Genomic DNA, 23,596 nt, shown 5'->3' with positions numbered 1-23,596 from the left:
CCCGCCTTTCGGCGGGGCTCTGTCGTGGTCACTAGCCGTACAGCGAGTATCCGCCGACGTCAGGTCGCGAACACCAGATGGTCGCCCTCGGCGTGCACCCGGATGGTGTCGCCCGGGGCGAAGCGCCCCGCCAGCAGATCCTGGGCCAGCGGGTTCTCGATCCGGTTCTGGATCGCGCGCTTGAGCGGACGCGCCCCATAGACCGGATCGAAGCCCACCACCGCCAGCTGGGCCATGGCGTCGCTGCTGACCTCGAGCCCCAGATCGCGCTCGGCGAGCCGCTGACGCAAGCGTTCGAGCTGGATCGAGGCGATCGCCTGGATCTGCTCCTGACCAAGGGCGTGGAACACCACCACCTCGTCGATACGGTTGATCAGCTCGGGGCGGAAGTGGTTGCCCACCACGGCCATCACCGCATCACGCATCGCCGCGTAGTCGGACTCCTCGCTGCTCATGCGCTGGATCACATCGGAGCCCAGGTTGGAGGTCATCACGATCACCGTGTTGCGGAAATCCACCGTGCGCCCCTGGCCATCGGTCAGACGCCCATCCTCGAGCACCTGCAGCAGGATGTTGAAGACATCCGGATGCGCCTTCTCGACTTCGTCGAGCAGCAACACCGAGTAGGGCTTGCGCCGCACCGCCTCGGTCAGGTAGCCGCCCTCCTCGTAACCGACATAGCCCGGCGGTGCCCCGATCAGGCGCGCCACCGAGTGCTTCTCCATGAACTCTGACATGTCGATGCGTACCATCGCCTCTTCGGTATCGAAGAGGAAGCCGGCCAGCGACTTGCACAGCTCGGTCTTGCCCACCCCGGTGGGCCCGAGGAACAGGAACGAGCCGTTGGGCCGGTTGGGATCGGAGAGGCCGGCTCGGGAACGGCGCACGGCATTGGCCACCGCGGTGACCGCTTCATCCTGGCCGATCACCCGCTCGTGCAGCGCCTCCTCCATGCGCAGCAGCTTGTCCCGCTCGCCTTCGAGCATCTTGGCCACCGGAATCCCGGTCCAGCGCGACACCACCTCAGCGATCTCTTCCTCGGTCACGTTGGAGCGCAGCAGCTGATGCTCCGCCGCATCGCTGGACTCGCTCTCGCTGCTCTCGGCGATCTGCTGCTCGAGCTTGGGAATCACCCCGTACTGCAGCTCGGACATGCGTCCGAGATCGCCCTGGCGCCGCGCCGCTTCGAGGTCGATCCGCGCCTGCTCGAGCTCGGCCTTGTACTGGGCCGCCCCCTGGATGCTCGCCTTCTCGGCCTTCCACACCTGCTCGAGATCGGCGTATTCGCGCTCGAGCTCGGTGATCAGGGTCTCGAGATTCTCCAGGCGCTTGCGCGAGGCCTCGTCGGTCTCCTTCTTCAGCGCCTCTCGCTCCATCTTGAGCTGGATCAGGCGCCGGTCGAGACGATCCATCTCCTCCGGCTTGGAGTCGAGCTCCATACGGATGCGCGACGCCGCCTCGTCGATCAGATCGATCGCCTTGTCGGGGAGCTGGCGATCGGTGATGTAGCGGGTCGAGAGCTTGGCCGCGGCGATGATCGCGCCGTCGGTGATGTCGACCCCGTGGTGGACCTCGTAGCGCTCCTTGAGCCCGCGCAGGATGGCGATGGTGTCCTCTTCGCTGGGCTCGTCCACCAGCACCTTCTGGAAGCGCCGCTCCAGCGCCGCGTCCTTCTCGATGTACTGGCGATACTCATCGAGGGTGGTCGCCCCCACACAGTGCAGCTCACCGCGGGCCAGCGCCGGCTTGAGCATGTTGCCGGCATCCAGGGCGCCGTCGGCCTTGCCCGCGCCGACCATGGTGTGCAGCTCGTCGATGAACAGGATCACCCGACCCTCTTCCTTGGCCAGCTCGTTCAGCACCGCCTTGAGCCGCTCCTCGAAGTCGCCGCGGAACTTGGCCCCGGCCAGCAGCGCGCCCATGTCGAGCGACAGCACGCGCTTCTCCTTGAGCCCCTCCGGCACCTCGCCGTTGACGATGCGCTGGGCCAGCCCTTCGACGATGGCGGTCTTGCCCACGCCCGGCTCGCCGATCAGGACCGGGTTGTTCTTGGTACGCCGCTGCAGCACCTGGATGGTGCGACGGATCTCGTCGTCGCGGCCGATCACCGGGTCGAGCTTGCCGTCGGTCGCCCGCGCGGTCAGGTCGAGGGTGTACTTCTCCAGCGCCTCGCGCTTCTCCTCGGCGTTGGCATCGTCGACCTGGGCGCCGCCGCGCACCTCGCTGATCGCCGTGGCCAGACGCTTGCGCTCCAGCCCGGCCTGGGTCAGCACCTTGGCCACACCGCCCTTGAGATCGAGCGCGGCAAGCAGCACCAGTTCGATCGCGATGTACTGGTCACCGCGGCTCTGGGCCTCACGATCGGCCAGATTGAACAACCGACCCAGGTCCTGGCTCATGCTGACATTGCCATCGAACTGGCCGACTTCGGGCAGCTTGTCGAGATAACTCGCCAGCCCCTCGCGCAGGCGGCTGACGTCACCGCCCGCCTTCTGCACCAGTCCCTTGACGCCGCTGTCGCGCATCTCCAGCAGCGCCATCAGCAGATGCCCCGGGTCGAGCTGGTTGTGGCCACGGCCAACCGCCAGCGATTGCGCCTCGGCCAGAGCGTTCTGCAACTTCGTGGTCATGCGATCCATACGCATCGGATTCCCTCCAGACGCCAGCCGAATGGGTCGGCGGCGAGTCAGTTCATCAGTTGACAGCTAGATGGAGGTATGTTTGCACAATTCAAGCGTCACGCATGAAAAATTCGCCTGCGCCAAATGGACGCAGACGAATCTCATTCATGTGGAATCTGAAACAGAAGGGAAGCCGGATAGCGCGACTCAGCGCAGCCAGATCACGCTGGCCATATGCCCGGTGCGCCCCTGGTCACGACGGTAGGAGTAAAAGCGCTCCTCGTCGCAGGCGGTGCAGAAGTGGCCGCCGCTGATCGACTGGATCCCCAGGCGCTCGAGGCGCAGGCGCGCCAGCTTGTAGAGATCGGCCATATGGTGGCCGAGCCGGTAGGGGCTGCGGTCGAAGGCGCTCTCCGCCTCCGGCTGGACCGCGACGAAGGCTTCGAATACCTCCGGGCCGACCTCGAACTGGGCATTCGAGATCGCCGGCCCGAACCATACCAGAATCTCGCTCGGATCGACCCCCAGCGCGGCCACGCTGGCCTCCAGCACCCCACCGGCCAGCCCGCGCCAGCCGGCGTGGGCCACCCCCACCCGGGTGCCGGCGCGATCGCAGAAGAATACCGGCAGGCAGTCTGCGGTGAGCACCACGCAGGCGTAGTCACGCCGGGAGGTGACGGCGGCATCGGCCTCCGGCGGGGTCTCGCGGTACGCGGGCTGATAGCGCTGCATCACCCGCGCACCGTGGACCTGCTTGAGCCAGAACAGCGGGCGTCCATCGCCCACTTCGAGCGACAGCAGCTCACGGCAGCGCGCCACCGTGTGCGGATCGTCGCCCTTGAAGCCCTGGGGATTGAAGGCGGCGAAGTGGCCGCGACTAGGGCCGGTCTGACGCGTGGTGACGAAGGCACCGACGGTGCTCGGCGCCGCCCAGTCGGGCAGGATCAGCGTCGGCGCATCACTGGCCGGCGGGGTCATGCCCGGCAGCCCGGCATCTTCGCTCAGACTCATGCCTCACCCTCCCGGTCCTGACGCAGCGCATCCAGCAGCAGGAAGATGTCATCGGGTAGCGGCGCGCGGCACTCCACCGTGTCGCCGCTGACGGGATGCGTGAAGCGTAGCTTGTGCGCATGCAGCGCCTGGCGCGGGAAATCGCGCAGCAGCGTCTTGAGCGACTCGCCGGCCCCGGCAGGCAGCTTGAGCCGCCCGCCGTAGACCGGGTCGCCAACCAGCGGGTAGCGCACGTGGGCCAGATGCACGCGGATCTGATGGGTGCGCCCCGTTTCCAGGCGACAGCGCACATGGGTATGCCCGCGGAAGCGCTCCTGCACCCGGTAGTGGGTCACCGCCGGCTTGCCGCCGGCAGTGACCGCCTGGCGCTGGCGATCCTTGGGATGGCGCCCGATCGGCGCATCCACCGTGCCACCGGCGGTCATGGTGCCGACCACGATGGCATCGTACTCCCGCGACACGCTGCGCGCCTGCAACTGCTCGACCAGCGCGGTCTGGGCCTCCAGCGTCTTGGCCACCATCATCAGCCCGGTGGTGTCCTTGTCGAGACGGTGGACGATGCCGGCGCGGGGGATACCGGCCAGTGCCGGAAAGTGGTGCAGCAGGGCATTGAGCAGGGTGCCGTCGGGGTTGCCGGCGGCGGGATGCACCACCAGCCCGGCGGGCTTGTCGATCACCACCACCGCGTCGTCTTCGTGGACGATGGTCAGCGGGATGTCCTGTGCCTCCCAGCGGGTTTCGGCCTCCAACTGGGCATCGAGCGCCAGCCGCTCGCCGCCGAACACCTTGTCCTTGGGCCGCGCCGTACGCCCGTCGAGGCTCAGCTCGCCCTGCTGGATCCAGCTCTTGAGGCGCTCGCGGGAGAACTCGGGGAACATTTCGGCCGCCGCCTGGTCCAGACGTCGTCCGGCCAAATGCTCGGGTATGCGCTCGTCACGCTTGAGGATGTCGGCCATACGTCGGGAAGGGTTCCGTTTCGCCGGTACATTTCGCCGCTACCGGGGTTTGCTTTATAGTGAGCGGATTCGGCGGATTCTATCACGGCCGCCAGGGATTGGTTGATACGAGGATGACGATGCGATTTTCAGCGCGATTTCCCGCACTGGGCGCCCTGCTGATCTCGGGCGCGCTGCTCGCCGGGTGCGCCAGTAACGAGCCCGCCCCCGATCTGCAGGAGCAGGATCTCTACCAGCAGGCCCAGAGCTCGCTCGATGCCGGCCGTTTTTCTACCGCGGTGACCCAGCTGGAAGCGCTCGACACCCGTTTCCCCTTCGGCCGCTACGCCGAGCAGGCGCAGCTGGAGCTGATCTACGCCTACTACAAGGTGGAGAACTGGGAGCAGGCGCGCGCCGCCGCCAGCCGTTTCATCCGCCTGCATCCGGATCATCCGCAGGTCGACTACGCCTACTACATGCGCGGCCTGGCCGCCTATCAGGCCGGACGCTTCAGCCTCGAAAGCCTGGAGCTGATCGATATCTCCAAGCGCGACCTGGGTGCCTCACGTGACGCCTACGTCGACTTCGGCGAGCTGGTGCGGCGCTTCCCCGACAGCGCCTATGCACCGGACGCGCGCCAGCGCATCATCTATCTGCGCAACGTGATGGCGCGCCACGAGCTGCAGGTGGCCGACTTCTACCTGCGCAAGGGCGCCTATGTCGCCGCGGTCGAGCGCGGCCGCTGGGTGATCGAGCACTATCCCAAGTCCACCGCCACCCGCGATGCCCTGGCGGTGATGGTCGAGGGCTATCTGGGTCTGGACATGCGCGACCGCGCCCAGACCGTGCTCAAGACGCTGATCGCCAACGACCCCGACAATGCCCAGCTCGATGGCGATACCTTCGAGCCCAAGCACGTCAAGGTGAATCCACCGCTCACCGCCAACGGCTGAGCCGTGGCGCCTCCGCCCCTCAAACATCACCGGAAGTGCTGGTTGATGAAGGGGGCGACCCGAAGCGGGTCCGCCAGCCATGGCAGAGAACAAAAAACCGCGACCTGGTGGTCGCGGTTTTTTTGTGGCCTCGAGTCGCTCGCCAGCTAGTTGCCGGGCTGCCAGCCATTGACGATCGGATAGCGCCGGTCGCGCCCGAAGCCGCGCAGCGTCACCCGCACGCCCACCGGCGCCTGGCGTCGCTTGTACTCGTTGCGATCGACCAGTTTGACCACCTTATAGACATCGTCGCGGTCATAGCCGGCGGCGATGATCGCCTCGGCGCTCATGTCGCCTTCGATATAGCGCTCGAGAATGGCGTCGAGCACGTCGTAACCCGGCAGCGAATCGCTGTCCTGCTGGTCAGGGGCCAGCTCGGCGGAGGGTGGGCGGGTGATCACCCGCTCGGGAATCGCCGCTGACTGGGTGTTGCGCCACCTGGCCAGCCGGTAGACCCAGGTCTTGTAGACATCCTTGAGCGCATTGTAGCCGCCGACCATGTCGCCATAGAGGGTGGCGTAGCCCACCGCCATCTCGCTCTTGTTGCCGGTGGTCTGGACCATCAGCCCCTTCTTGTTGGAGATCGCCATCAGGAGCACGCCGCGTACCCGCGACTGCAGATTCTCCTCGGTGGTATCCGCACCCAGGCCGCTGAAGCTATCGGCCAGGGTGGCGGCGAAGGCCTCGACCATCGGCGCGATCGGCATCACCTCGTAGCCGACGCCGAGCAGCTGCGCCTGTTCGGCGGCGTCGGCGCGAGAGATCTCGGCGGTGTAGTGATACGGCATCATCACCGCATGGACCCGATCGGCGCCGAGCGCATCGACGGCGATCGCCAGCGACAGCGCTGAGTCGATGCCCCCGGAGAGCCCCATGACCACACCCTTGAAACCGCTCTTGTTGACGTAGTCACGCAGCCCGGTAACCAGCGCGCAGTAGAGGTTCTCCTCGCTCTCCGGCAGCGCCTCGCGCTCGCCCGGTTCGGGGCGCCAGTCCCCGTCCGCGGCGACGAAGCGCACCGGCATCAGCCCGGCCAGCCAGAACGGCGCGCGCACCGCGACCTCGCCCTGGGCATCCAGGACCAGCGAGCCGCCGTCGAAGACCAGCTCGTCCTGGCCGCCGATGGCGTTGACGTAGACCACCGGCCGGCTCACCTCACGGGCACGGGTGGCGAACAACCGCTCGCGCTCGGCGGGCTTGTCGAGGTGGAACGGCGAGGCGTTGAGGGTGACCAGGATATCGGCGCCGGCCTGCGCCGACTGCCGGACCGGTGCACCATCCCATAGATCCTCGCAGATCAGGATGCCGAGCCGCGCGCCGGCGTGCTCGATCACCAGCGGCTGGGTACCGGGTTCGAAGTAGCGGTCCTCGTCGAACACCTGATAGTTGGGCAGCGCCTGCTTGGCGTACTCACCCCGCCATTCGCCTCCCAGCAGCACACCGGCCAGGTTGTAGCGCTGGCCATCGCGCAGGCCGGGATACCCCATCACCACCAGGGTCTGCGGTGCGAACTTGGCGATCTTCTGCGCCATCTCGGTCAGCGCCTCGGCCAGACGCGGCTCCATCGCCTCGCGCAGCAGCAGATCCTCGGGCGGATAGCCGGTGAGATAGAGCTCGCTGAATACCACCACGTCGGCGTCGTGCTCGAGCTTCGCCTCACGCACGGCTTCGATCGCCGCTGCGGTATTGCCGGCGATATCGCCGACCAGCGGGTCGAGCTGTGCCATTACCAGGGTCAGGTCTTGCATGGGTCCACTCTTCTCCAGACAGCTACGACAGGGTTGGCTGGCGCCCCGAAACCGGCCTCGGCGACGTCATGACCATTTTCGCCCATGCCCGCGGCCAGGGCAAAATCCGCGCTCAGCGCGGTAGATAAGGGGTCGGGTCGACGATCGGCTCACAGCCGATCAGCTGATCGACCAGCAGCCGGGTCGAAGCCGGCGCCAGCACCAGGCCGTTGCGGTAGTGCCCGGCGTTGATGTGCAGCCCGTCGATTCCCGGCACCGCGCCGATCGTCGGAATCCCCTCGGGCGACCCGGGGCGCAGCCCGGCCCAGTGGTGTTCGACCGGGCACGCCGCCAGCGCCGGCACGATGCTGCAGGCGCTTTCGTGCAGCGAGTCGAACGCCGCGGCCGTGGTCTGCTTGTCGAAGCCGACCTCCTCGAGGGTCGAGCCGGCCAGCACGCGGCCATCGGCGCGCGGAATCACGTAGCGGCCATCCTTCAGCACCACCCGCTCCACCAGCCCGGGCGGCGCCTTGAACAGAATCATCTGGCCGCGCACCGGACGCACCGCCAGGGTGACCCCGACCGCCGCCAGCAACGCGCTCGACCAGGCCCCGGCGCAGACCACGGTGTGGCCGGCGCGCAGCGACCCGGTGTCGGTCTCGACCCCGCGAATGGCCGCTCCCTCTTGGATCAGCGCACGCACCTCGCGCCCCTCGTGCAGCGTCACCCCGGGGCTGGCAGCGAGACGCACGCGCAGCGCCTGGCCCAGGCGAGGATTGCGTATGCTGCCCAGGGTCGGCATCCACAGCGCGCCGTCGAATCCAGGCGCCGCCTGCGGCTCCTTGGCGTACAGAGTCGCCGCGTCGATCCGCGACAGCGGCTTGGCGACCTCACGTGCCCAGTCGAGGGCGGCCGCGACATCCGCCACTCGCAGATAGAGCAGCCCTTTCTGACGAAACTCGGGGTCGATACCGGTCTCTTCCAGCAGCCGGCCGGCGAGTTCCGGGTAGCGCCCCTCCGACCAGCTCGACAGCGCCGAGATCGGCCGCGAGTAGCGCCACGGATAAAGTGGCGAGACGATGCCGCCGCCGGCCCAGGAGGCCTCGCGGCCACAGCGCCCGCGCTCCACCAGCGCGACCGAGTGCCCGGCATCGGCCAGTTGCAGCGCCGTCAGCATACCGATGACGCCGCCGCCCACGATCAAGAAATCCTGCTGCATGTCGATATCCCGACAAAAGCCTGAGTTTACCACTCGCGCCGCCGAGCGTGCCCGGCCCGTCCAGCTCGAGGAGATCACGCCATCGCCCCGCGTACCGTTCACCGCCTGTCGCGTGCGCCCGCCGCCCTGCGGTCGAGGAGACGCCGCCAGCGCGGCTTCACCCTGATCGAGCTGATGGTCACGGTGATAATCATCGGCGTACTCGCCGGCATCGCGATCTCCACCAGCGGCTGGCTGGAGAGCCGCCGCCTGGCGAGCGAGACCGAGGCCCTGCGCCAGCGTCTGGAAGCCCTGCATCAGCTCGCTGTCGCCACCCGCCAGCCGTGGCAGCTCTGCGCCCTCGGCACCAACGGCCAGTGCGGCAAGAACTGGAATCAGGGCTATCTATGGCATCGGGTCGACGACAAGGGTGGTCGGCTGGCAGGCGAACACCCGTTGACGGGTGTCACCCTGAGCTGGAATCGCGGCAGCCTGATCACCTTCAAAAGCACGCCGTGGGATTTTCACAGCGCCTTCGGCAGCTTCTTCATCTGCAACCCCAGCGGCGGCAACCGCCTGACGCTCAACGATGCCGGCCGGGTGACGCCGACCTATGGCGATCGCAGCGGCTGCCCTTGAGAGCCTTTGAGAAAGGCGGAACATCCTGAGCCACCCGGGCGTGGCTCAGCGCGGCGTGGTGCGCTCCGCGGCGCGCGCCTGGGCGCTGGAGAAGGTCTCGCGCACGCCGATACAGTGCTCGACCTGGCGCCCCTCTCCGGGCGCCTCTCGGTCGAGGAAGCGCTGCAGCGCACGCTGAGCCTCACGCACCTCGTCGACCTCGATCCAGCGGATGCGCAGCGTGCCGTCGGCCTGACGCACCGCACACTTGGCCATCCTGCTGTCGTCCGCCAGCACGGGCACCGGCCCCGCTAGCCACCCTATCGAAAGCCCCCCTATCGATAGCACCGCCCACAGCGCGGCGTTTTTCAACCGGCCATACCCCCGCACGCTCGGTGTTCTCGCTGCGGGTGGCACCCCATCCGGCCTCACCATGTCCCCTGCTCCGTGCCATTCAGCAGCCGCCCGGTACTGTCCTGGGAGTCGATCCACAGCACGCCGTCGCCCTGCTGCGGACTACCCTGCACGGGGGTGGCGGTCATGCGCACGTACTGCCCGGCCGGCGGCGTCTGGCCGGAGCCACCACCGGCGCAGCCAGTCTGGCTGCCGCAGACCGCCACCTGATAGTCGGCGTTGCCCAGGGTGCCGTTCGGCTGGCCGGTGAGGGTCGCCACGTCAGGGGCATATTGCAGAAACTGGCCGTAGTAGCTCTCCTGGCGCGCCATCGCGCTCTGCAACAGCGACTGGCCATCGCTGCGCCGGGAGCGCTCCACATACTGCTGATAGCTGGGAATGGCGATCGCGGCGAGAATGCCGATGATCGCTACCACGATCATCAGCTCGATCAGGGTGAAGCCACGCTGAGACTGTTTCATGGGTGCTCCGTCCGGCTGCCGGGATTCGGGACAGTGTGTCGACACATTGGATGTCGAGATAAGGGGCAATGGGTGTCGGAGTCGTGGGTACCGGGATGGCGGCCCGCGAGCCATCGCCGGCGCGGTCTCGCCGGTCGCGACGTCATGGCGGCGGCTCATACCAGTAGGTGCGGCGCACGCGATAAGGCAGCTGCATGCCGCCATCCTGACCACCCGCACCGGCTTTGATCAGCCCCGCTAGAGAGGCGGCACCGATCCCCTGCAGGTAGAGCTCGTCGCCACGCACCAGCACCGCCGGTCGCCCCAGCAGATACTCCCCCGCCGCGACCGCGCGCCGCCCCTTTTTCAGCTCGCTGTCTCCCTCGCCGACGGCGCTGACGCCCTGGCCGGTGAGCAGATCGATGCCGAACAGATAGCTGCGCCCCACCACCGGTACGCAGATCGAGTCGGGCTTGTCGGGTACGTAGGCGGAGAAGTAGACGCTACCGTCGAGGGTCACGCTCGGCGAGAGCGCCTTGGCACCGGTCAGCGGCAGACTGTAGCCGTGATCGAGATAGAGCACCCAGCCGTCCCCCGACTGCCACGCCGGCAGGCAGGCCCGCGCTGCGTCGTCACCGCCATTGTCGCCACCCGACTCGGCGCTGTCGGCATCACGATCGCAGAAGCGCTGATCGCTGATATCGGTCAACTGATCCACGGTGACCGGCTCGATCTGACCACCATCCGCCGCCGCCACGCTGACCGGATCACGCACGGCGAAGAAGGCATCGTGAACCGCCGCCAACTGGCTATCCTCCCCCCCCGCCTTGGGATTGGCGCGGTCGCCGCTGCCCACCAGCAGCAGTGGCTGGCGGCGCCCCTCGACATCGAGCGCGACGAAATCGACGCTGTTGAAGAAGCGCCGATTGTCGCGCCCCCTGCCGCCGAGCGCGGCGATCTTGCGCACCCGCCAGTCGTCTGCCTCGCGGCCCGCGAGATCGAGCCGCCACAGATTGCCGACCACGTCGGCCAGATAGATGCGATCGGCGACACCGTCGTTGTTGCTGTCGACCACCTGGGGCGGGGCGGGCAGCGCCTGGCGAAAGGTCTTGCCGTCGACGAAGTGCTCAGGCGTGGAGGGGTCGGCACGGTAGATCAAACGGCCGGTCAAGGCATCGACGATGTACAACGCGCGTCCCTGTACATCCCCCTGGGAGGCATCGCGCTCGGGATCGTCACGCCCGGGGTCGTAGCCGCCGCTGATCACGAATACCGGGTTGGCGTGTCCGGGTACCCGTGTCGGAATCGGTGCCGCCCAGCTCTGGCCGAGCTCGGCGAAGGCGCCGTCGGCGCTCAGTTGCCAGGCCAGAGCCGGCTTCGCCGGGTCGGTGACATCGAGCGCGTAGTAGTCGCGACCACCGCGCCGCAGCCCGAACGCCAGCAGCATGCGGTCGCCATCGCCGGGAGTGATGCGCCCATCCCGATCGGCGTCGATGCGCACGAAGGCGGCCGGACCATCGACGCCGTAGGGGTGGCGCGGTTGATCATCCGTGGCCTCCTGGTTGTCACGCAGCGTCGGCTGCAGCGGGGCCAGAGCGCGCGGCATGAAGGCCCACTGCTCCTGGCCGCTGTCACCGTCGACAAAGTGCAGAAAGCCGGCGTTGGTGCCGAACGCAAGATAGAGTTTCTCCGCGTTATCGCTGCGGTCGGCATCGCCGCTGCCGAGACGGCCATAGTTCAGCGCGATGGGGTCGCTGTGCAGGATGTCGCCGAGAATCCAAGGACGCGCCTCATTGCGTACGCCGTCACCATTCTCGTCATCCACGTCCACACCGCGCGCCCAGGCGATCAGCCGCGCGATTTCGGCTTCCGGCGTCCACTCCGGTAACCCCCAGTTGGCCGGTTTGCCCAGCCAGCCGGGCTCAGGCGAGAGCGACAACGGGCGCAGCGCGCCCTGCTCCTGGGTATAGACGTGGCGCCCGTCACCGCCTGCCTCCCCCGCCAGCGAGCGCCCCACGGCCTGACGCAGCAAGGCGCCCACGCCCCCGGCTTCGACCAGGTTGCCATCCGGCGCGTCGAGGTCGAGCGCGTCGCTACCGGACCACCAGGTGTAGGCGTCCTTGCGGATATCGCCATTCTGGGCATCGAACGCCTCCTGACCGCGCGCGTCGTGCCAGGACTGCTGCGAGACGAACGCCAGGCGCTTGACGTTGCCGCTCCACCGCGGCGCGTTGTGCGGCAGGAAGCGCGGCAGATAGAGCCGGTCCAGACTCTGGGTGTTGTTGGTGAAAGCGGCGGAGACCGCCGGCGCCGAAAAGGTGGTGCTGCGCGAGAGCACGTCGTCGAGGGCGCCCTGGAAGGCGGCGTAGAGCTGGGCCGAGTTGTTGGCGGTGAAGTAGCCCACGCAGGCGTCGCGGCCATGGTAACGGGTATCCTGGCGCGTCGTCGGGCACGCCTTGCCCGGCGCCAGATTGAGCGGGCTGGCGCTGTCGACCAGCAGCCGCTGGTCGGTATCGAAGCCGATGGTATAGGTGGTCACCGGCCCGCGTGGCGTCTCGCCCTGGCTGAAGGTCTCCTGCTGCAGCATGTAGTAGGCCAGCTCCGGCAGGCAGTTGCGCTCGCGGATCGGCCGCGAAAAGGCGTCGAGCGCGTCATAGTCGGCGCAGCCGTGATAGAAGCTGCTGCCGTTCACCAGCCTTTCAATTGCGCCATTGGCAGCCGTGTCGTTCTGCGGCACGCCATCGGTCATGTAGATCAGGTAGAGCGGCTCGCACGGACGCAAGGGCGTGCGATAGGGCGAATAGCGGTAGTTGCCGTCGAGCGCGTCGCGGCTGTAGGGCGGGTTACTGTCCTCGAAAGCGCGAGGCTGGGTACCGTAGGCTGGCCGCTCGCCCTTCAGGTAGCGAAAGATCTCGTAGTAGGTCTCGCACAGCGGCGTCGAGGTCACGGGGTCGAGTTGCTCGAGCGTATCCCGCAGCGCCGCGCGCTGGGTATCGCCGCCGCTCTCGCGGCTGCCGGGCAGCGGATAGATGATCCGCCCGCCATCCGGCAAGTAGGCGTTGTAGTTGAAGATCGTCAGCCCGAAGTCGACCTGGGGATTGTCGCGCACCAGCTTATCGATCACCGTCTTGGCGATGTTGATCTTGCTGTCGTCGTCGCCACCGCCAGCGATACCGTCGAGCGTACTGCCACCGGGAGCACCTTCGCTCACGCCGCCGCCGCCGGCGACGATGTCGCGCATGCTGCCAGAGGTGTCGAACAGGATCATCACCTGTGGCTTGGCGCTGCGCGACTCGATATCGTAGAGGCTACGGTAGATATCGGTGTCGTCGGCCCCCGCTGGCAGGGTCGCGCACAGCGTCGCCAGCAGCGCCAGAGACAGCAAGAGACGCGTTACTACCGCCTCGGACCAGCGGCGGCGGATACGGGAGGTGCGGCTGCCGCATGCGATGTGCTCAGAAGATACCCGCACGGCTGTCCCCTCCCGACGTGACGTCGACCGTTTCGACCCGCAGCCCCAACACCTGCCGGGCGTTGACGGCGGCAGCGCCACGCGCGCCGCTGGCCTCGAGCTCCAGCGGCAGGCAACTGCCGTTGGAGTAGCCGGGCACCAGACAGCCGTAGGCAGCGCGCAGCATTTCGAACTGGAGCCCGCTGCCCGCAGGCAGCGTAGGTTTGTCCCCCTGCCACGCCTGTGACGTGCCAGGCTTGGCGAGCTGGGCCTGCGCGCGCAACTCGGTCTGCTCGCGGCTGGCTTCATCGAGCACGCCTTGCAGCGACTGGAACAGCGAAAGCGCCTGCTGATGCGCCACCCCGAGGCGGTTCTGGGTGGCCAGGGTCTCGACCAGCGCCGCGGCCACGATCGCCAGCAGGAGCAGGAAGATCAGACTCATGATCAGCGCCACGCCGCGCTGGGCATGGCGTCCGTGACGGTCACCCATTGCCGCCTCCCGGTCGATGCATCTCCAGCGGCACCACGAAGGCGAGTTCCCGATAGAGCCGGCCCCGCACCGGATCGACCCGAGTGCCATCGCTCAACGTGTACTGCTGCGTATCCTGGTAGGTAGCGCGCGTGGCCACAGAGACCACCGCTTCGATCTCCACCGCCTGGATGCGGGGTGCCATCGCCGCGCTCAGGTTGGCAGTGGTCTGCCAGCGGCCATCATTACCGCCGGCGTCGGCCACGTACCAGCGGTAGACCAGCGCCTCGACCCCCTCCAGCACCTCCTGATTGCGCAGGCGAGCGCCGGAAAGCCGCAGCCGCCGCAGGGAGGTGCCACCCTGTTGCTGGCTGAGGTAGTAGAGGCTGCCGCCATAGCGCCACAGATCGTTGGCATCGGCACGCTCGGGCTCGGCGGGCGGGGTACCGTTGAAGAAGCTCGCATAGGGATAGAAACTCTTCAGCGCCGGACCACCGCAGCCGCCGGATGCGCACGTCTCGGTCGCGTAGCGGATGACCACATAGGACTGCTTGGCCAGCGGACTCTGCAGCGAGCACGCCTTGGGCTGCGTGGTCGACGCCCACACCCCCAGCGGGCGATCGGACGCCGCCTGGACGCTGCGCCCGAAGGCGAAGTCGCCATCGCAGTCGCTGCCCAGCGTGAGCGTACCCCGGCGCTCGGCGTCGGCGGGCACACGGCCCCAGAAGTCAGCGCGCCGGAACTCACTATTGAAGCGCTCATGGAGCAGCCGCGTCTTGTCGGTCAGGCTGGCCCGCGCGGTGGCATCACTGGCGCTCTCGGCGCTGGCGAGATAGACCCGCGTCAGCGCCAGGATCATCACCAGCGCCAGCACCATCGCGACCATCAGTTCGATCAGGGTCGCCCCGGCCTGCCGATGGCCGGCATCGGCTCGCCCCGGGCCGCGTCCCCCGACCGGCGCCGCCATCAGGCACCCACCCAGGCCGAGAGCATCACCCAGCGCTGATGGTTGTCATCGCCCCGCTCACTCACGCACGTCGGCAGCTGCGCCGGCGCGGTCAGCCCGATGCGTGAATACCAGACCAGGGTGACCTGGACATCGACACTATCCGGGATATCGCCGGACGAGGCGCTGACACAGACCTTCGGCGCCGGCAACGCGGAGCGCCCCGTCCACGCCGTCATCCACTGGCGCAGAGCCGCGGGCGCGGCATCCTGCTGGCCGGCGCCCGTATCGAAGGTGCCGACGAAGTGCTGGCGACGCTCGGGGTCGAGCTTGGCGCGCTCGAGCAGGTCCTCCGCCATGATCGTCGCCATGGCGCGGTGGCTGGACTCCTGCCCCAGCCGCTGTTGCTGTGCCAACAGCTGCGCAGTGCCCAGCAGGCCGATGCTGAAGACCAGCATGGCGACGAGGACTTCGATGAGAGAGAGGCCGCGCTGTTGGCGCAAGCCGTGATGAGACTGGGACACACCCGGCTCCGCAGGGAGCCATCGGAAAACCGACGGCCGACAGGGTAAAGACCACCGGCACTGCCAGTGGTTACATTCTTTTACCTTGTATCGGCCAGGGAGAGAGGGAGTTTAGGGTGCGATCACGTTTCGCTGACGATGACCTGCTCGCGCAGCTCCCGCGGCATGGAAAAGGTGATGGTCTCGGCGCGCCCATCGAGCTCCTCGGGCGGGGCGGCGCCGAGCTCGGTGAGCCGTTCGATCACCCCCTCCACCAACACCTCGGGGGCGCTGGCACCGGCGGTAATACCGATGCTGGTCACGCCCTCGAGCCAGGCGGCGTCGATCTGGGCGGCGTCATCGATCAGATGCGCGGGGGTGCCCATGCGCTCGGCCAGCTCGCGCAGGCGGTTGGAGTTGGAGCTGTTGACGCTGCCCACTACCAGCACCAGCTCGCTGCCCTGGGCCAGCTCGCGCACCGCATCCTGGCGGTTCTGGGTGGCGTAGCAGATGTCATCCTTGCGCGGTCCCTGGATCTCCGGGAAGCGCTCGCGCAGGGCGTCGATCACCTTGGCGGTATCGTCCATCGACAGCGTGGTCTGGGTGACGAAGGCCAGCCTTGAGGGGTCGCGCACCGGCAGCTCGTGCACGTCCTGCTCATCCTCGACCAGATAGATGGCGCCGCCGTGACGGGTGTCGTAACGCCCCATGGTGCCCTCGACCTCAGGGTGGCCGGCGTGACCGATCAGAATGCACTCCTGGCCGCGCTTGGCATAGCGCAGCACTTCCATGTGCACCTTGGTCACCAGCGGGCAGGTGGCGTCGAACACTTTGAGCCCGCGCTGCTCGGCCTCCTTCTGCACCGCCCGCGACACTCCGTGGGCGGAGAAGATCACGATCACGTCATCGGGCACCTCGTGGAGTTCCTCGACGAAGATCGCTCCGCGTTCGCGCAGGCTGTCGACCACGAAGCGGTTATGGACCACCTCATGGCGCACATAGATCGGCGGCCCGAACACGTCGAGCGCGCGATTGACGATGTCGATGGCACGGTCGACCCCGGCGCAGAATCCACGGGGGTTGGCCAGCTTGATCTGCAGCGGGGGCCGCGTCGACGGCTGAGTCTTGGGCTGATCCTGTGTCATGCAAACCTCGCGCCTGAGCGCTGAGTCGGGGCAGCACCGGGCGCCCGCCAAGGGGCGCGCCGTGCTACCTCAATGGGTGGTGGCCGGACGCACGTCGAGGATCTCGACGTCGAAGGTCAGGGTACGCCCCGCCAGCGGATGATTGAAGTCCACCTCGACATGGCGCTCGTCGACGCTGGCGATCACCCCCGGCAGCTCGCCGCCGGCGGGGTCGGCGAAGGACATCACCATGCCCGGCTCGACCGCCTCTTCGAAGGTATCGCGTGCCAGGCGCTGGACGTTCTGCGGATTGTGCTGGCCGAAGGCGTGCTCCGGCGACACCGTATAGCTGCCGCTCTCGCCCGCCGCCATCCCGGTCATTGGCGCCTCGAAGCCCGGCGGCAGGTTGCCGTCGCCGACCTGGAAGGTCGCCGGTGACTTGTCGCGGGTGGAGTCGACCACCTGGCCATCTTCGAGTTTCACCGTGAAGTGCAGGGTCACTTCCATGCCCTCGCCGACCCGGTAGCGGTCGTCGGCAGGCTGATCATCGCGCGTCATCGAGTGTTCTCCTCATCGGTTCCCGCCGCGCTCGTCTTGGCCCCGCGCCGGGATTCGAACAGCGACTGCAGAATCAGGCCGATGGCGCCCAGGGTGATGGCGCTGTCGGCCAGATTGAAAGCCGGAAAATAGTAGCCGCCCCAGTGGAACGACAGGTAGTCGACCACATAGCCGTGAACCAGGCGATCGTAGAGGTTGCCAATGGCGCCGCCGATCACCAGCGCCAGCGAGATCGCGGTGAGCGTCTCGTGACGCTTGAGCCGGTTGAGCCACAGCGTCAGCCCCACGCTGGCGCCGATCGCGATCAGCGCGAACAGCCAGCGCTGCCAGCCGGCATGCTCGGCGAGGAAGCTGAAGGCGGCGCCGGTGTTATGCAAAAGCGTCAGGTTGAACACCGGCAGCACCTCGAGGGGCCGGCCGTAGTCGAGATGCGCCGAGGCCAGCGCCTTGACGCCCAGGTCGAGCACGATGACCAGCAGCGACAGCCACAGCCAGCGCAGCGGACGCCGCATGCGCGCGGCGTCGTCGGCCTGGCCAGAACGGGAGGTGGCGTTGACGTCAGGCAAAACGGCGTACCTCACCCGGGCCACCCGGCAGGTTGGCGATGGAGCGGGCCGACAGCGTCGGATGCGCCGGATCGGCACCCACATCGGGACGCCGCTCCCAGCTACGCTCGTCCTTCTCGTAGGGACTCAGGCGCACCGCCAGCTTGAGCCCCTCGAGCTCGGTCGGCTGGGCATCGGCGCCCTCGCCCAGCGGCGCCAGGGTCGCCTCCGAGGTGATCAACACGAAACGCAGTTCGTCCTCGAAGCGCGACAGCAGCGCATGCAGCGCATCGTCGACGTAGAGCGTCACCTCGCTGTCCAGGGCGCCCTTGATCACGCCCTCGTTGCGCGCCGCTTCGAGCTGCTTGTTGACCGCCTGCTTGACCTGGATCACCCGCTCCCAGAAGTCACGGTCCATCGCCGCCTGTTCCGGCGGCAGGTTGGTGGCATCCGCCGGCAGCGTGAACAGGCCGTCGTAGTAGGTCTCCAGGTGCACGCTCTCACCGCGCACGCCTGGGATGTTCTCGTAGATCTCCTCGGCGGTGAAGGCGAGGATCGGTGCGATCCAGCGCGCCAGCGCCTCGACGATATGGTAGAGCGCGGTCTGGCAGCTGCGGCGGGCCAGCGAGTCGGGCTGGGTGGTGTACTGGCGATCCTTGATGATATCCAGATAGAAACCGCCCATGTCGCGGGCACAGAAGTCGTGGACCTGCTGGTAGACGTCGCGGAAACGGTACTCGGCATAGGCGCGTTCGATCCGCGCCTGCAGCACCGCGGCGCGGTCCACCGCCCAGCGGTCGAGCGCCAGCATGGCGTCGCTGGCGACCGCATGCGCGGCCGGGTCGAAGCCGTTGAGGTTGGCGAGCAAAAAGCGCGAGGTGTTGCGGATACGCCGGTAGACGTCGGCGGTGCGCTTGAGGATCTCGTCGGAGACCGCCATCTCGCCGGAGTAGTCGGTGGAGGCGACCCACAGGCGCAGGATGTCGGCGCCCAGCTTGTCCATCACCTGCTGCGGCGCGACCACGTTGCCCAGCGACTTGGACATCTTGCGGCCCTTCTCGTCGACGGTGAAGCCGTGGGTCAGCAGCGCCTTGTAGGGGGGGTGGCCGTCGATGGCGCTACCGGTGAGCAGCGACGAGTGGAACCAGCCGCGGTGCTGATCCGACCCTTCGAGATAGAGATCCGCCCGCGGCCCTTGGTCGTGGCCGAGCGGGTGCGAGCCGCGCAGCACGTGCCAGTGGGTAGTGCCGGAGTCGAACCACACGTCGAGGGTGTCGGTGACCTTGTCGTAGTCGGCGGCCTCGTCACCCAGCAGCTCGCTGGGGTCGAGCTTGAACCAGGCGTCGATCCCCTCGACCTCGACGCGGCTTGCCACCGCCTCCATCAGTTCGACGGTGCGCGGGTGCAGTTCACCGCTGGCCTTGTGCAGGAAGAACGGGATCGGCACACCCCAGTTGCGCTGGCGCGAGATGCACCAGTCGGGACGGTTGGCGATCATGCTGTGCAGCCGCGCCTTGCCCCAGGCAGGAATGAAGTCGGTCGCCTCGACGCCCGCCAGCGCCGTTTCGCGCAGCGTTCGGCCGTCAGGCCCCTGGCGATCCATGCCGACGAACCACTGCGCCGTGGCGCGGTAGATCACCGGCGTCTTGTGGCGCCAGCAGTGCATGTAGCTGTGGGTGATCTTCTCGTGGGCCAATAGCGCGCCCGCCTCATCGAGGGCAGTGACGATCTGCGGATTGGCCTTCCAGATCATCTGACCGCCGAAAAGCGGCAGCGTGTCGACATAGACGCCGTTGCCCTGCACCGGATTGAGGATCTCGTCGAAGCTCATGCCGTAACGGCGGCAGGAGTGGAAGTCATCCTCGCCGTAGGCCGGCGCCGAGTGCACGATGCCGGTGCCCGCGCCCAGCTCGACGTAGTCGGCCAGATAAAGCGGCGACAACCGTGCGTAGCCGGCGTCGGCACTGGCCAGCGGGTGGTGGAAGGCGATGTGTTCCAGGCTCGCCCCGGGGGCGGTGGCGAGGGTCTCGCCCTGGTATCCGTAGCGCGCGAGACAGCTCTCCACCAGCTCCTCGGCCAGCAGCAGCAGACGCTCGCCGGTATCGACCAGGGCGTAGGTGAACTCCGGGTGCACGTTCATCGCCTGGTTGGCCGGGATGGTCCAGGGCGTGGTGGTCCAGATCACCGCGCTGGCCGGCTTGGGCAGCGCGTCGAGGCCGAAGGCCGCAGCCAGCGCCTCGGGCTGGGCGCAGGGGAAGGCAACGTCGATCGCATCGGACTGCTTGTCCTGATACTCGACCTCCGCCTCGGCCAGCGCCGAGCCGCAGTCGAAGCACCAGTTGACCGGCTTGAGCCCCTTGAACACATAGCCACCCTTGACCATCTCGGCCAGGGCACGAATCTCGCCCGCCTCGTTGGCGAAGTTCATGGTCAGGTAGGGGTGATCCCAGTCGCCCTGGACGCCGAGGCGCACGAAGCCCTCTTTCTGTACCTCGACCTGGGCGGCGGCATACTCGCGGCACAGCGCGCGCGCCTGGTCGGCGGGCAGGTGCTTGCCGTGGGTGGTCTCGACCTTGTGCTCGATGGGCAGGCCGTGGCAGTCCCAGCCGGGCACATAGGGGGAGTCGAAGCCGGCCAGGTTCTTCGACCTGACGATGAAATCCTTGAGCAGCTTGTTGACCGCATGACCGATGTGAATGCTGCCGTTGGCGTAGGGAGGGCCATCGTGGAGCACGAAGCGCTCGCGGCCACGGCGCGCTTCACGCAGCTTGGCGTAGAGGCGCAGATCGTTCCACTGCGCGATGCGGGCCGGCTCCCGCGCCGGCAGGTTGCCGCGCATGGGGAAGTCGGTCGAGGGCAGATTCAGCGTGTGCTTGTAGTCGCTCATGGTGTTTTCGGTTCGCTCAGGGCTGTGTGCGTGTCGCTCGGGCTGTGGTCATACCGCTCAAGGCTGTGGTCATTAAGCTCAAGGCTGTGGTCATACCGCTGGAGTGCCGGGCCGTTCACTCATCCGTGCGCGGATCGCGCGCCGGGCCCGGGGGCGAGTCGGCCACCGCAGCCTCGTGCGGCAGCGGCGCCGAGGCCAGCGGGAAGCGTGCCGCTGGCGGCGCCAGACTGGCCAGGCCGGCGGAGTCCGTGTTCGGCGCATCCGGCGTGGCGGTGGGCGCCTGATTGATGTCCGGCGCGGCGGTGGGCGCCTGATTGATGTCGGGCGCAGCGGCGGGCGCCTGAAAATAGCGCCGCGCCTGGTCCAGATCGTGATGGATCTGCCTCACCAAGGTATCGAAATCGGCGAACTTGGTCTCGCCGCGCAGCCGTGCGCAGGGCACCACACTGAGCGACTCGCCGTAGAGTTCGAGCTGTCGCTCGAGCACGTGGACCTCGAGCATCGGCTGATGGGCGCCGACGGTCGGCCGCCAACCGATATTGGCCACACTCGGCACCCAGCTGCCGTCGGGCAGTCGAGTGGCACAAGCAAAGACCCCGCGCAGCGCCAGCGGGCGCCGGGTCAGCGGGATGTTGGCGGTGGGCACGCCGATGGTGCGGCCGAGCTGACGGTCACGCACCACCCGCCCCTGAAAGGCGAAGGGGCGTCCCAGCATGCGCGCCGCCTGGCAGAAATTGCCGCTGGCCAGCAGGGTGCGTACGCGAGTGCTCGAGACGCGCTCGTCATCGAGGGCGAAGGTGCGGGTATGCTCCACGGCAAAGCCGCACTCGCGTCCGACCGCTTCGAGCAGCGCGAAATCGCCGGCACGATCGCAGCCGAAGCGGAAGTCGTCACCCACCACCAGATGGCGCACGCGCAGCCCATCGATCAGCACGCGCTCGATGAACTGGCGCGCGGTGAGGCTGCGCAGGGCGTCGTTGAACGGCAGGCAGAGGATGCGATCGGCGCCGTGGGCGGCGAGCAGCTCGACCTTGTCGCGCAGCCGGGTCAGCCGCGGCGGTGCCTGGTCACCGGCGAAGTACTCCCGCGGCTGGGGCTCGAAGATCACTACCGTGACCGGCAGACCCGCACTGCGCGACAGCGACTTCAGCTGCTCGAGAATCGCCTGGTGGCCGCGGTGCACGCCATCGAAGTTGCCGATGGTGGCGACACACTCGCGCGGCGCACCGCTGCGCGTGATGCCCCCGACGGGCAGGTTGTGCAAGCCTCGAATCAGTTCCATAGAGTCCATTCCCGTGTCAACGCGGGCCGCACGGCGGCAGTAGGCGACAGCGCGCCAGCCGCCGACGCCGGGGGCTTCATTATACCCGCGCCGCGCCAGCCCATCAGCCGCGCAGCCGGAAGTGTCGCAGGCGCACGCCGGTCAGCGCCAGCCACACGAAGTAGAGCGTCGCGCCGCCGACCACCAGTCCCAGCAGGCAGCCCACGCGGCGCGGCGCATGCCACGCGGTCCACTGATGCCAGTCGGGGGTCAGCCACCACAGCCCGAGCGCCATCAGCGCGCAGCCGCCGACCACCTGGAAAGCGTAGCGCCCCCAGCCCGGCTGGAAGCGCAGCACGCCCTGACGATGCAGCCCGCGCCCGAGCAGCCCGGCGTTGAGAAACGCCGACAGCGCCGTCGCCAGTGCCAGTCCGGCATGCGCCAGCGGCACGATCAGGGCAAGGTTCATCACCATGTTGGCGACCATCGCCACGATCCCGATCTTGACCGGGGTCTTGGTGTCCTGGCGGGCGAAGTAGCCCGGGGCGAGCACCTTGATCAGCATGAAGGCGAGCAGCCCCAGCGCATAGGCGCGCAGACTGCGTGCCGCCATCACCACGTCGTGGTCGGTCATCGCACCGTAGTGGAACAAGCTGACCAGCAGCGGCTCGGCCAGCAGTACCAGCGCCAGCGCCGCCGGCAGTCCGATCAGCAGCACCATGCGCAGCGCCCAGTCGAGCATGCGCGCAAAGTGCTCGCGCGACTGCTCGGCATGCCGCTTGGAGAGCGCCGGCAGGATCACCGTGGCAATGGCGATGCCGAACACCCCCAGCGGCAGCTCCACCAGACGGTCGGAGTAATAGAGCCAGGAGACGCTGCCGGAGACCAGGAAGGAGGCCAGCACGGTATCCAGCAGCAGGTTGATCTGCGATACCGAGACCCCGAACAGTGCCGGCGTCATCAGCCGCAGGATGCGCCGGACCCCGGGATGGCGAAAGCCCAGCCGCGGCCGCGGCATCAGCCCCAGCCGCAACAGGAACGGCAGTTGGAACAGCAGCTGCGCCGCACCAGCGATCAATACCCCCCAGGCCAGCCCCAGCGCCGGGTCGCTCATCCATGGCGTCAGCCACAGCGCGGCGCCGATCAGGCTCAGGTTGAGCAGCACCGGGGTGAAGGCGGGGACCGCGAAGCGCTCCCAGGTATTGAGCACGCTGCCGGCGAAGGCGGTCAGCGAGATCAGCAGCAGATAGGGAAAGGTCAGCCGCAACATCTCGGCGGTGAGCGCGAGCTTGCCCGGGTCGGCCTTGAACCCCGGGGCGAACAGCCACACCAGCCAGGGCGCAGCGGCGATCGCCAGCGCGGTGATCAGCGCCAGCACCACGCTCAGGCTGCCGGAGACCGCATCCAGTAACTCACGCACCTCGGCCCGGGTACGCTGGGTGGCGTACTCTGAGAGCACCGGCACGAAGGCCTGGTTGAAGGCCCCCTCGGCGAACAGCCGGCGCATGAAGTTGGGAATCTTGAAGGCGACGAAGAACGCATCCGCCCCGCTACCGGCCCCCAGCAGCGTGGCGATCACCACGTCGCGCACCAGACCCAGCATCCGCGAGAGCAGCGTCATCACGCTCACCACCATGCCCGAGCGCAGCAGGCCACCGCGGGTGACCGGCGTCGCCGTGCCGGTGGTGGCCGCTTCCGCCACCGCCTCGGATTCGCGCTTGCGCGTCTGTCTACTCATGCGGCCTCGTCATGCGCTCGCGCCCGTGATATTCACCCTATCCAGCCACCGCGAAGGCCCCGGAGGGTGACCGCCAGGGATGGCCGGTCACCGCAACCTGCCGGGAGCCGGTTGCGACGTCGCTCCGCGACGGCCCGAAGGGTGACCGCCAGGGATGG

The 23,596-nt window shown here is 67.8% G+C and carries 19 protein-coding genes; 2 read left to right on the top strand and 17 right to left on the bottom strand.

What is annotated here, in order from left to right; genetic code table 11:
• Window positions 1-59: 59 nt before the first annotated feature.
• The 3 genes from clpB to rluD all read right to left on the bottom strand — a co-directional run bounded on the left by clpB (window position 60) and on the right by rluD (window position 4,588).
• Entirely contained in the window at window positions 60-2,645 is a 2,586-nt protein-coding gene (gene clpB, locus DOM67_RS02190) for an ATP-dependent chaperone ClpB (protein ID WP_110674048.1), read from the bottom strand.
• A 183-nt stretch (window positions 2,646-2,828) separates the two neighbouring features.
• Window positions 2,829-3,599 (bottom strand): peptidoglycan editing factor PgeF, encoded by a 771-nt coding sequence (gene pgeF / locus DOM67_RS02185; protein WP_110674056.1) that lies wholly within the window; start codon window positions 3,597-3,599, stop codon window positions 2,829-2,831.
• A gap of 29 nt (window positions 3,600-3,628) precedes the next feature.
• On the bottom strand, window positions 3,629-4,588 hold the full coding sequence (gene rluD, locus DOM67_RS02180) for a 23S rRNA pseudouridine(1911/1915/1917) synthase RluD (RefSeq protein ID WP_110674047.1): 960 nt from the start codon (window positions 4,586-4,588) through the stop codon (window positions 3,629-3,631).
• A 119-nt stretch (window positions 4,589-4,707) separates the two neighbouring features.
• Here rluD and DOM67_RS02175 point away from each other — a divergent pair, with 119 nt between their 5' ends.
• Window positions 4,708-5,520, top strand: coding sequence for an outer membrane protein assembly factor BamD (locus tag DOM67_RS02175; RefSeq protein WP_110674046.1), 813 nt, complete (start codon window positions 4,708-4,710; stop codon window positions 5,518-5,520).
• A gap of 146 nt (window positions 5,521-5,666) precedes the next feature.
• On the opposite strand, the gene DOM67_RS02170 is transcribed toward DOM67_RS02175, so the two are convergent.
• Entirely contained in the window at window positions 5,667-7,307 is a 1,641-nt protein-coding gene (locus tag DOM67_RS02170) for an NAD+ synthase (RefSeq protein WP_110674045.1), read from the bottom strand.
• Between the two features lie 112 nt (window positions 7,308-7,419).
• Window positions 7,420-8,505: a glycine oxidase ThiO gene (gene thiO / locus DOM67_RS02165; RefSeq protein WP_110674044.1), complete on the bottom strand. Its 1,086-nt coding sequence runs from the start codon at window positions 8,503-8,505 to the stop codon at window positions 7,420-7,422.
• 81 nt (window positions 8,506-8,586) lie between these two features.
• Here thiO and DOM67_RS02160 point away from each other — a divergent pair, with 81 nt between their 5' ends.
• Window positions 8,587-9,123, top strand: coding sequence for a GspH/FimT family pseudopilin (locus DOM67_RS02160; RefSeq protein ID WP_110674043.1), 537 nt, complete (start codon window positions 8,587-8,589; stop codon window positions 9,121-9,123).
• 45 nt (window positions 9,124-9,168) lie between these two features.
• On the opposite strand, the gene DOM67_RS02155 is transcribed toward DOM67_RS02160, so the two are convergent.
• From DOM67_RS02155 to murJ, 12 genes are all read right to left on the bottom strand, one after another.
• Window positions 9,169-9,378 carry a hypothetical protein gene (locus DOM67_RS02155; RefSeq protein WP_110674042.1) on the bottom strand — a complete coding sequence of 70 codons (210 nt, stop codon included), beginning with the start codon at window positions 9,376-9,378 and terminating at the stop codon, window positions 9,169-9,171.
• Between the two features lie 152 nt (window positions 9,379-9,530).
• The gene (locus tag DOM67_RS20050) at window positions 9,531-9,977 is read right to left on the bottom strand and encodes a type IV pilin protein (protein WP_110674041.1); all 447 of its coding nucleotides are present in this window, start codon (window positions 9,975-9,977) and stop codon (window positions 9,531-9,533) included.
• A 142-nt stretch (window positions 9,978-10,119) separates the two neighbouring features.
• Window positions 10,120-13,428, bottom strand: a complete 3,309-nt coding sequence (locus tag DOM67_RS02145) for a PilC/PilY family type IV pilus protein (protein ID WP_157958769.1) — start codon at window positions 13,426-13,428, stop codon at window positions 10,120-10,122.
• The gene (locus DOM67_RS02140; protein ID WP_110674039.1) at window positions 13,412-13,897 is read right to left on the bottom strand and encodes a PilX N-terminal domain-containing pilus assembly protein; all 486 of its coding nucleotides are present in this window, start codon (window positions 13,895-13,897) and stop codon (window positions 13,412-13,414) included. Before DOM67_RS02140 ends, DOM67_RS02145 begins: the two co-directional genes overlap by 17 nt.
• Window positions 13,890-14,843, bottom strand: coding sequence for a PilW family protein (locus DOM67_RS02135; protein ID WP_110674038.1), 954 nt, complete (start codon window positions 14,841-14,843; stop codon window positions 13,890-13,892). The genes DOM67_RS02140 and DOM67_RS02135 overlap by 8 nt, the downstream gene beginning before the upstream one ends.
• On the bottom strand, window positions 14,843-15,346 hold the full coding sequence (gene pilV, locus DOM67_RS02130) for a type IV pilus modification protein PilV (protein WP_110674037.1): 504 nt from the start codon (window positions 15,344-15,346) through the stop codon (window positions 14,843-14,845). Before pilV ends, DOM67_RS02135 begins: the two co-directional genes overlap by 1 nt.
• A gap of 122 nt (window positions 15,347-15,468) precedes the next feature.
• Window positions 15,469-16,470: a 4-hydroxy-3-methylbut-2-enyl diphosphate reductase gene (gene ispH / locus DOM67_RS02125; RefSeq protein WP_110674036.1), complete on the bottom strand. Its 1,002-nt coding sequence runs from the start codon at window positions 16,468-16,470 to the stop codon at window positions 15,469-15,471.
• A 69-nt stretch (window positions 16,471-16,539) separates the two neighbouring features.
• Window positions 16,540-17,007: an FKBP-type peptidyl-prolyl cis-trans isomerase gene (gene fkpB, locus DOM67_RS02120; protein ID WP_110674035.1), complete on the bottom strand. Its 468-nt coding sequence runs from the start codon at window positions 17,005-17,007 to the stop codon at window positions 16,540-16,542.
• Window positions 17,004-17,519, bottom strand: a complete 516-nt coding sequence (gene lspA, locus DOM67_RS02115; protein ID WP_110674055.1) for a signal peptidase II — start codon at window positions 17,517-17,519, stop codon at window positions 17,004-17,006. The genes fkpB and lspA overlap by 4 nt, the downstream gene beginning before the upstream one ends.
• Before the next feature lie 46 nt (window positions 17,520-17,565).
• Window positions 17,566-20,439, bottom strand: a complete 2,874-nt coding sequence (ileS, locus tag DOM67_RS02110; RefSeq protein WP_110674034.1) for an isoleucine--tRNA ligase — start codon at window positions 20,437-20,439, stop codon at window positions 17,566-17,568.
• Between the two features lie 115 nt (window positions 20,440-20,554).
• On the bottom strand, window positions 20,555-21,721 hold the full coding sequence (ribF, locus tag DOM67_RS02105; protein WP_110674033.1) for a bifunctional riboflavin kinase/FAD synthetase: 1,167 nt from the start codon (window positions 21,719-21,721) through the stop codon (window positions 20,555-20,557).
• 103 nt (window positions 21,722-21,824) lie between these two features.
• On the bottom strand, window positions 21,825-23,438 hold the full coding sequence (gene murJ / locus DOM67_RS02100) for a murein biosynthesis integral membrane protein MurJ (protein WP_110674032.1): 1,614 nt from the start codon (window positions 23,436-23,438) through the stop codon (window positions 21,825-21,827).
• Between the last annotated feature and the right edge of the window lie 158 nt (window positions 23,439-23,596).

The organism is Salinicola sp. RZ23 (genome assembly GCF_003206675.1).
GTDB lineage: Bacteria > Pseudomonadota > Gammaproteobacteria > Pseudomonadales > Halomonadaceae > Salinicola > Salinicola endophyticus.
Note: the sequence above shows the minus strand (reverse complement) of the source record. Positions and strands in the feature narration are given on the sequence as shown.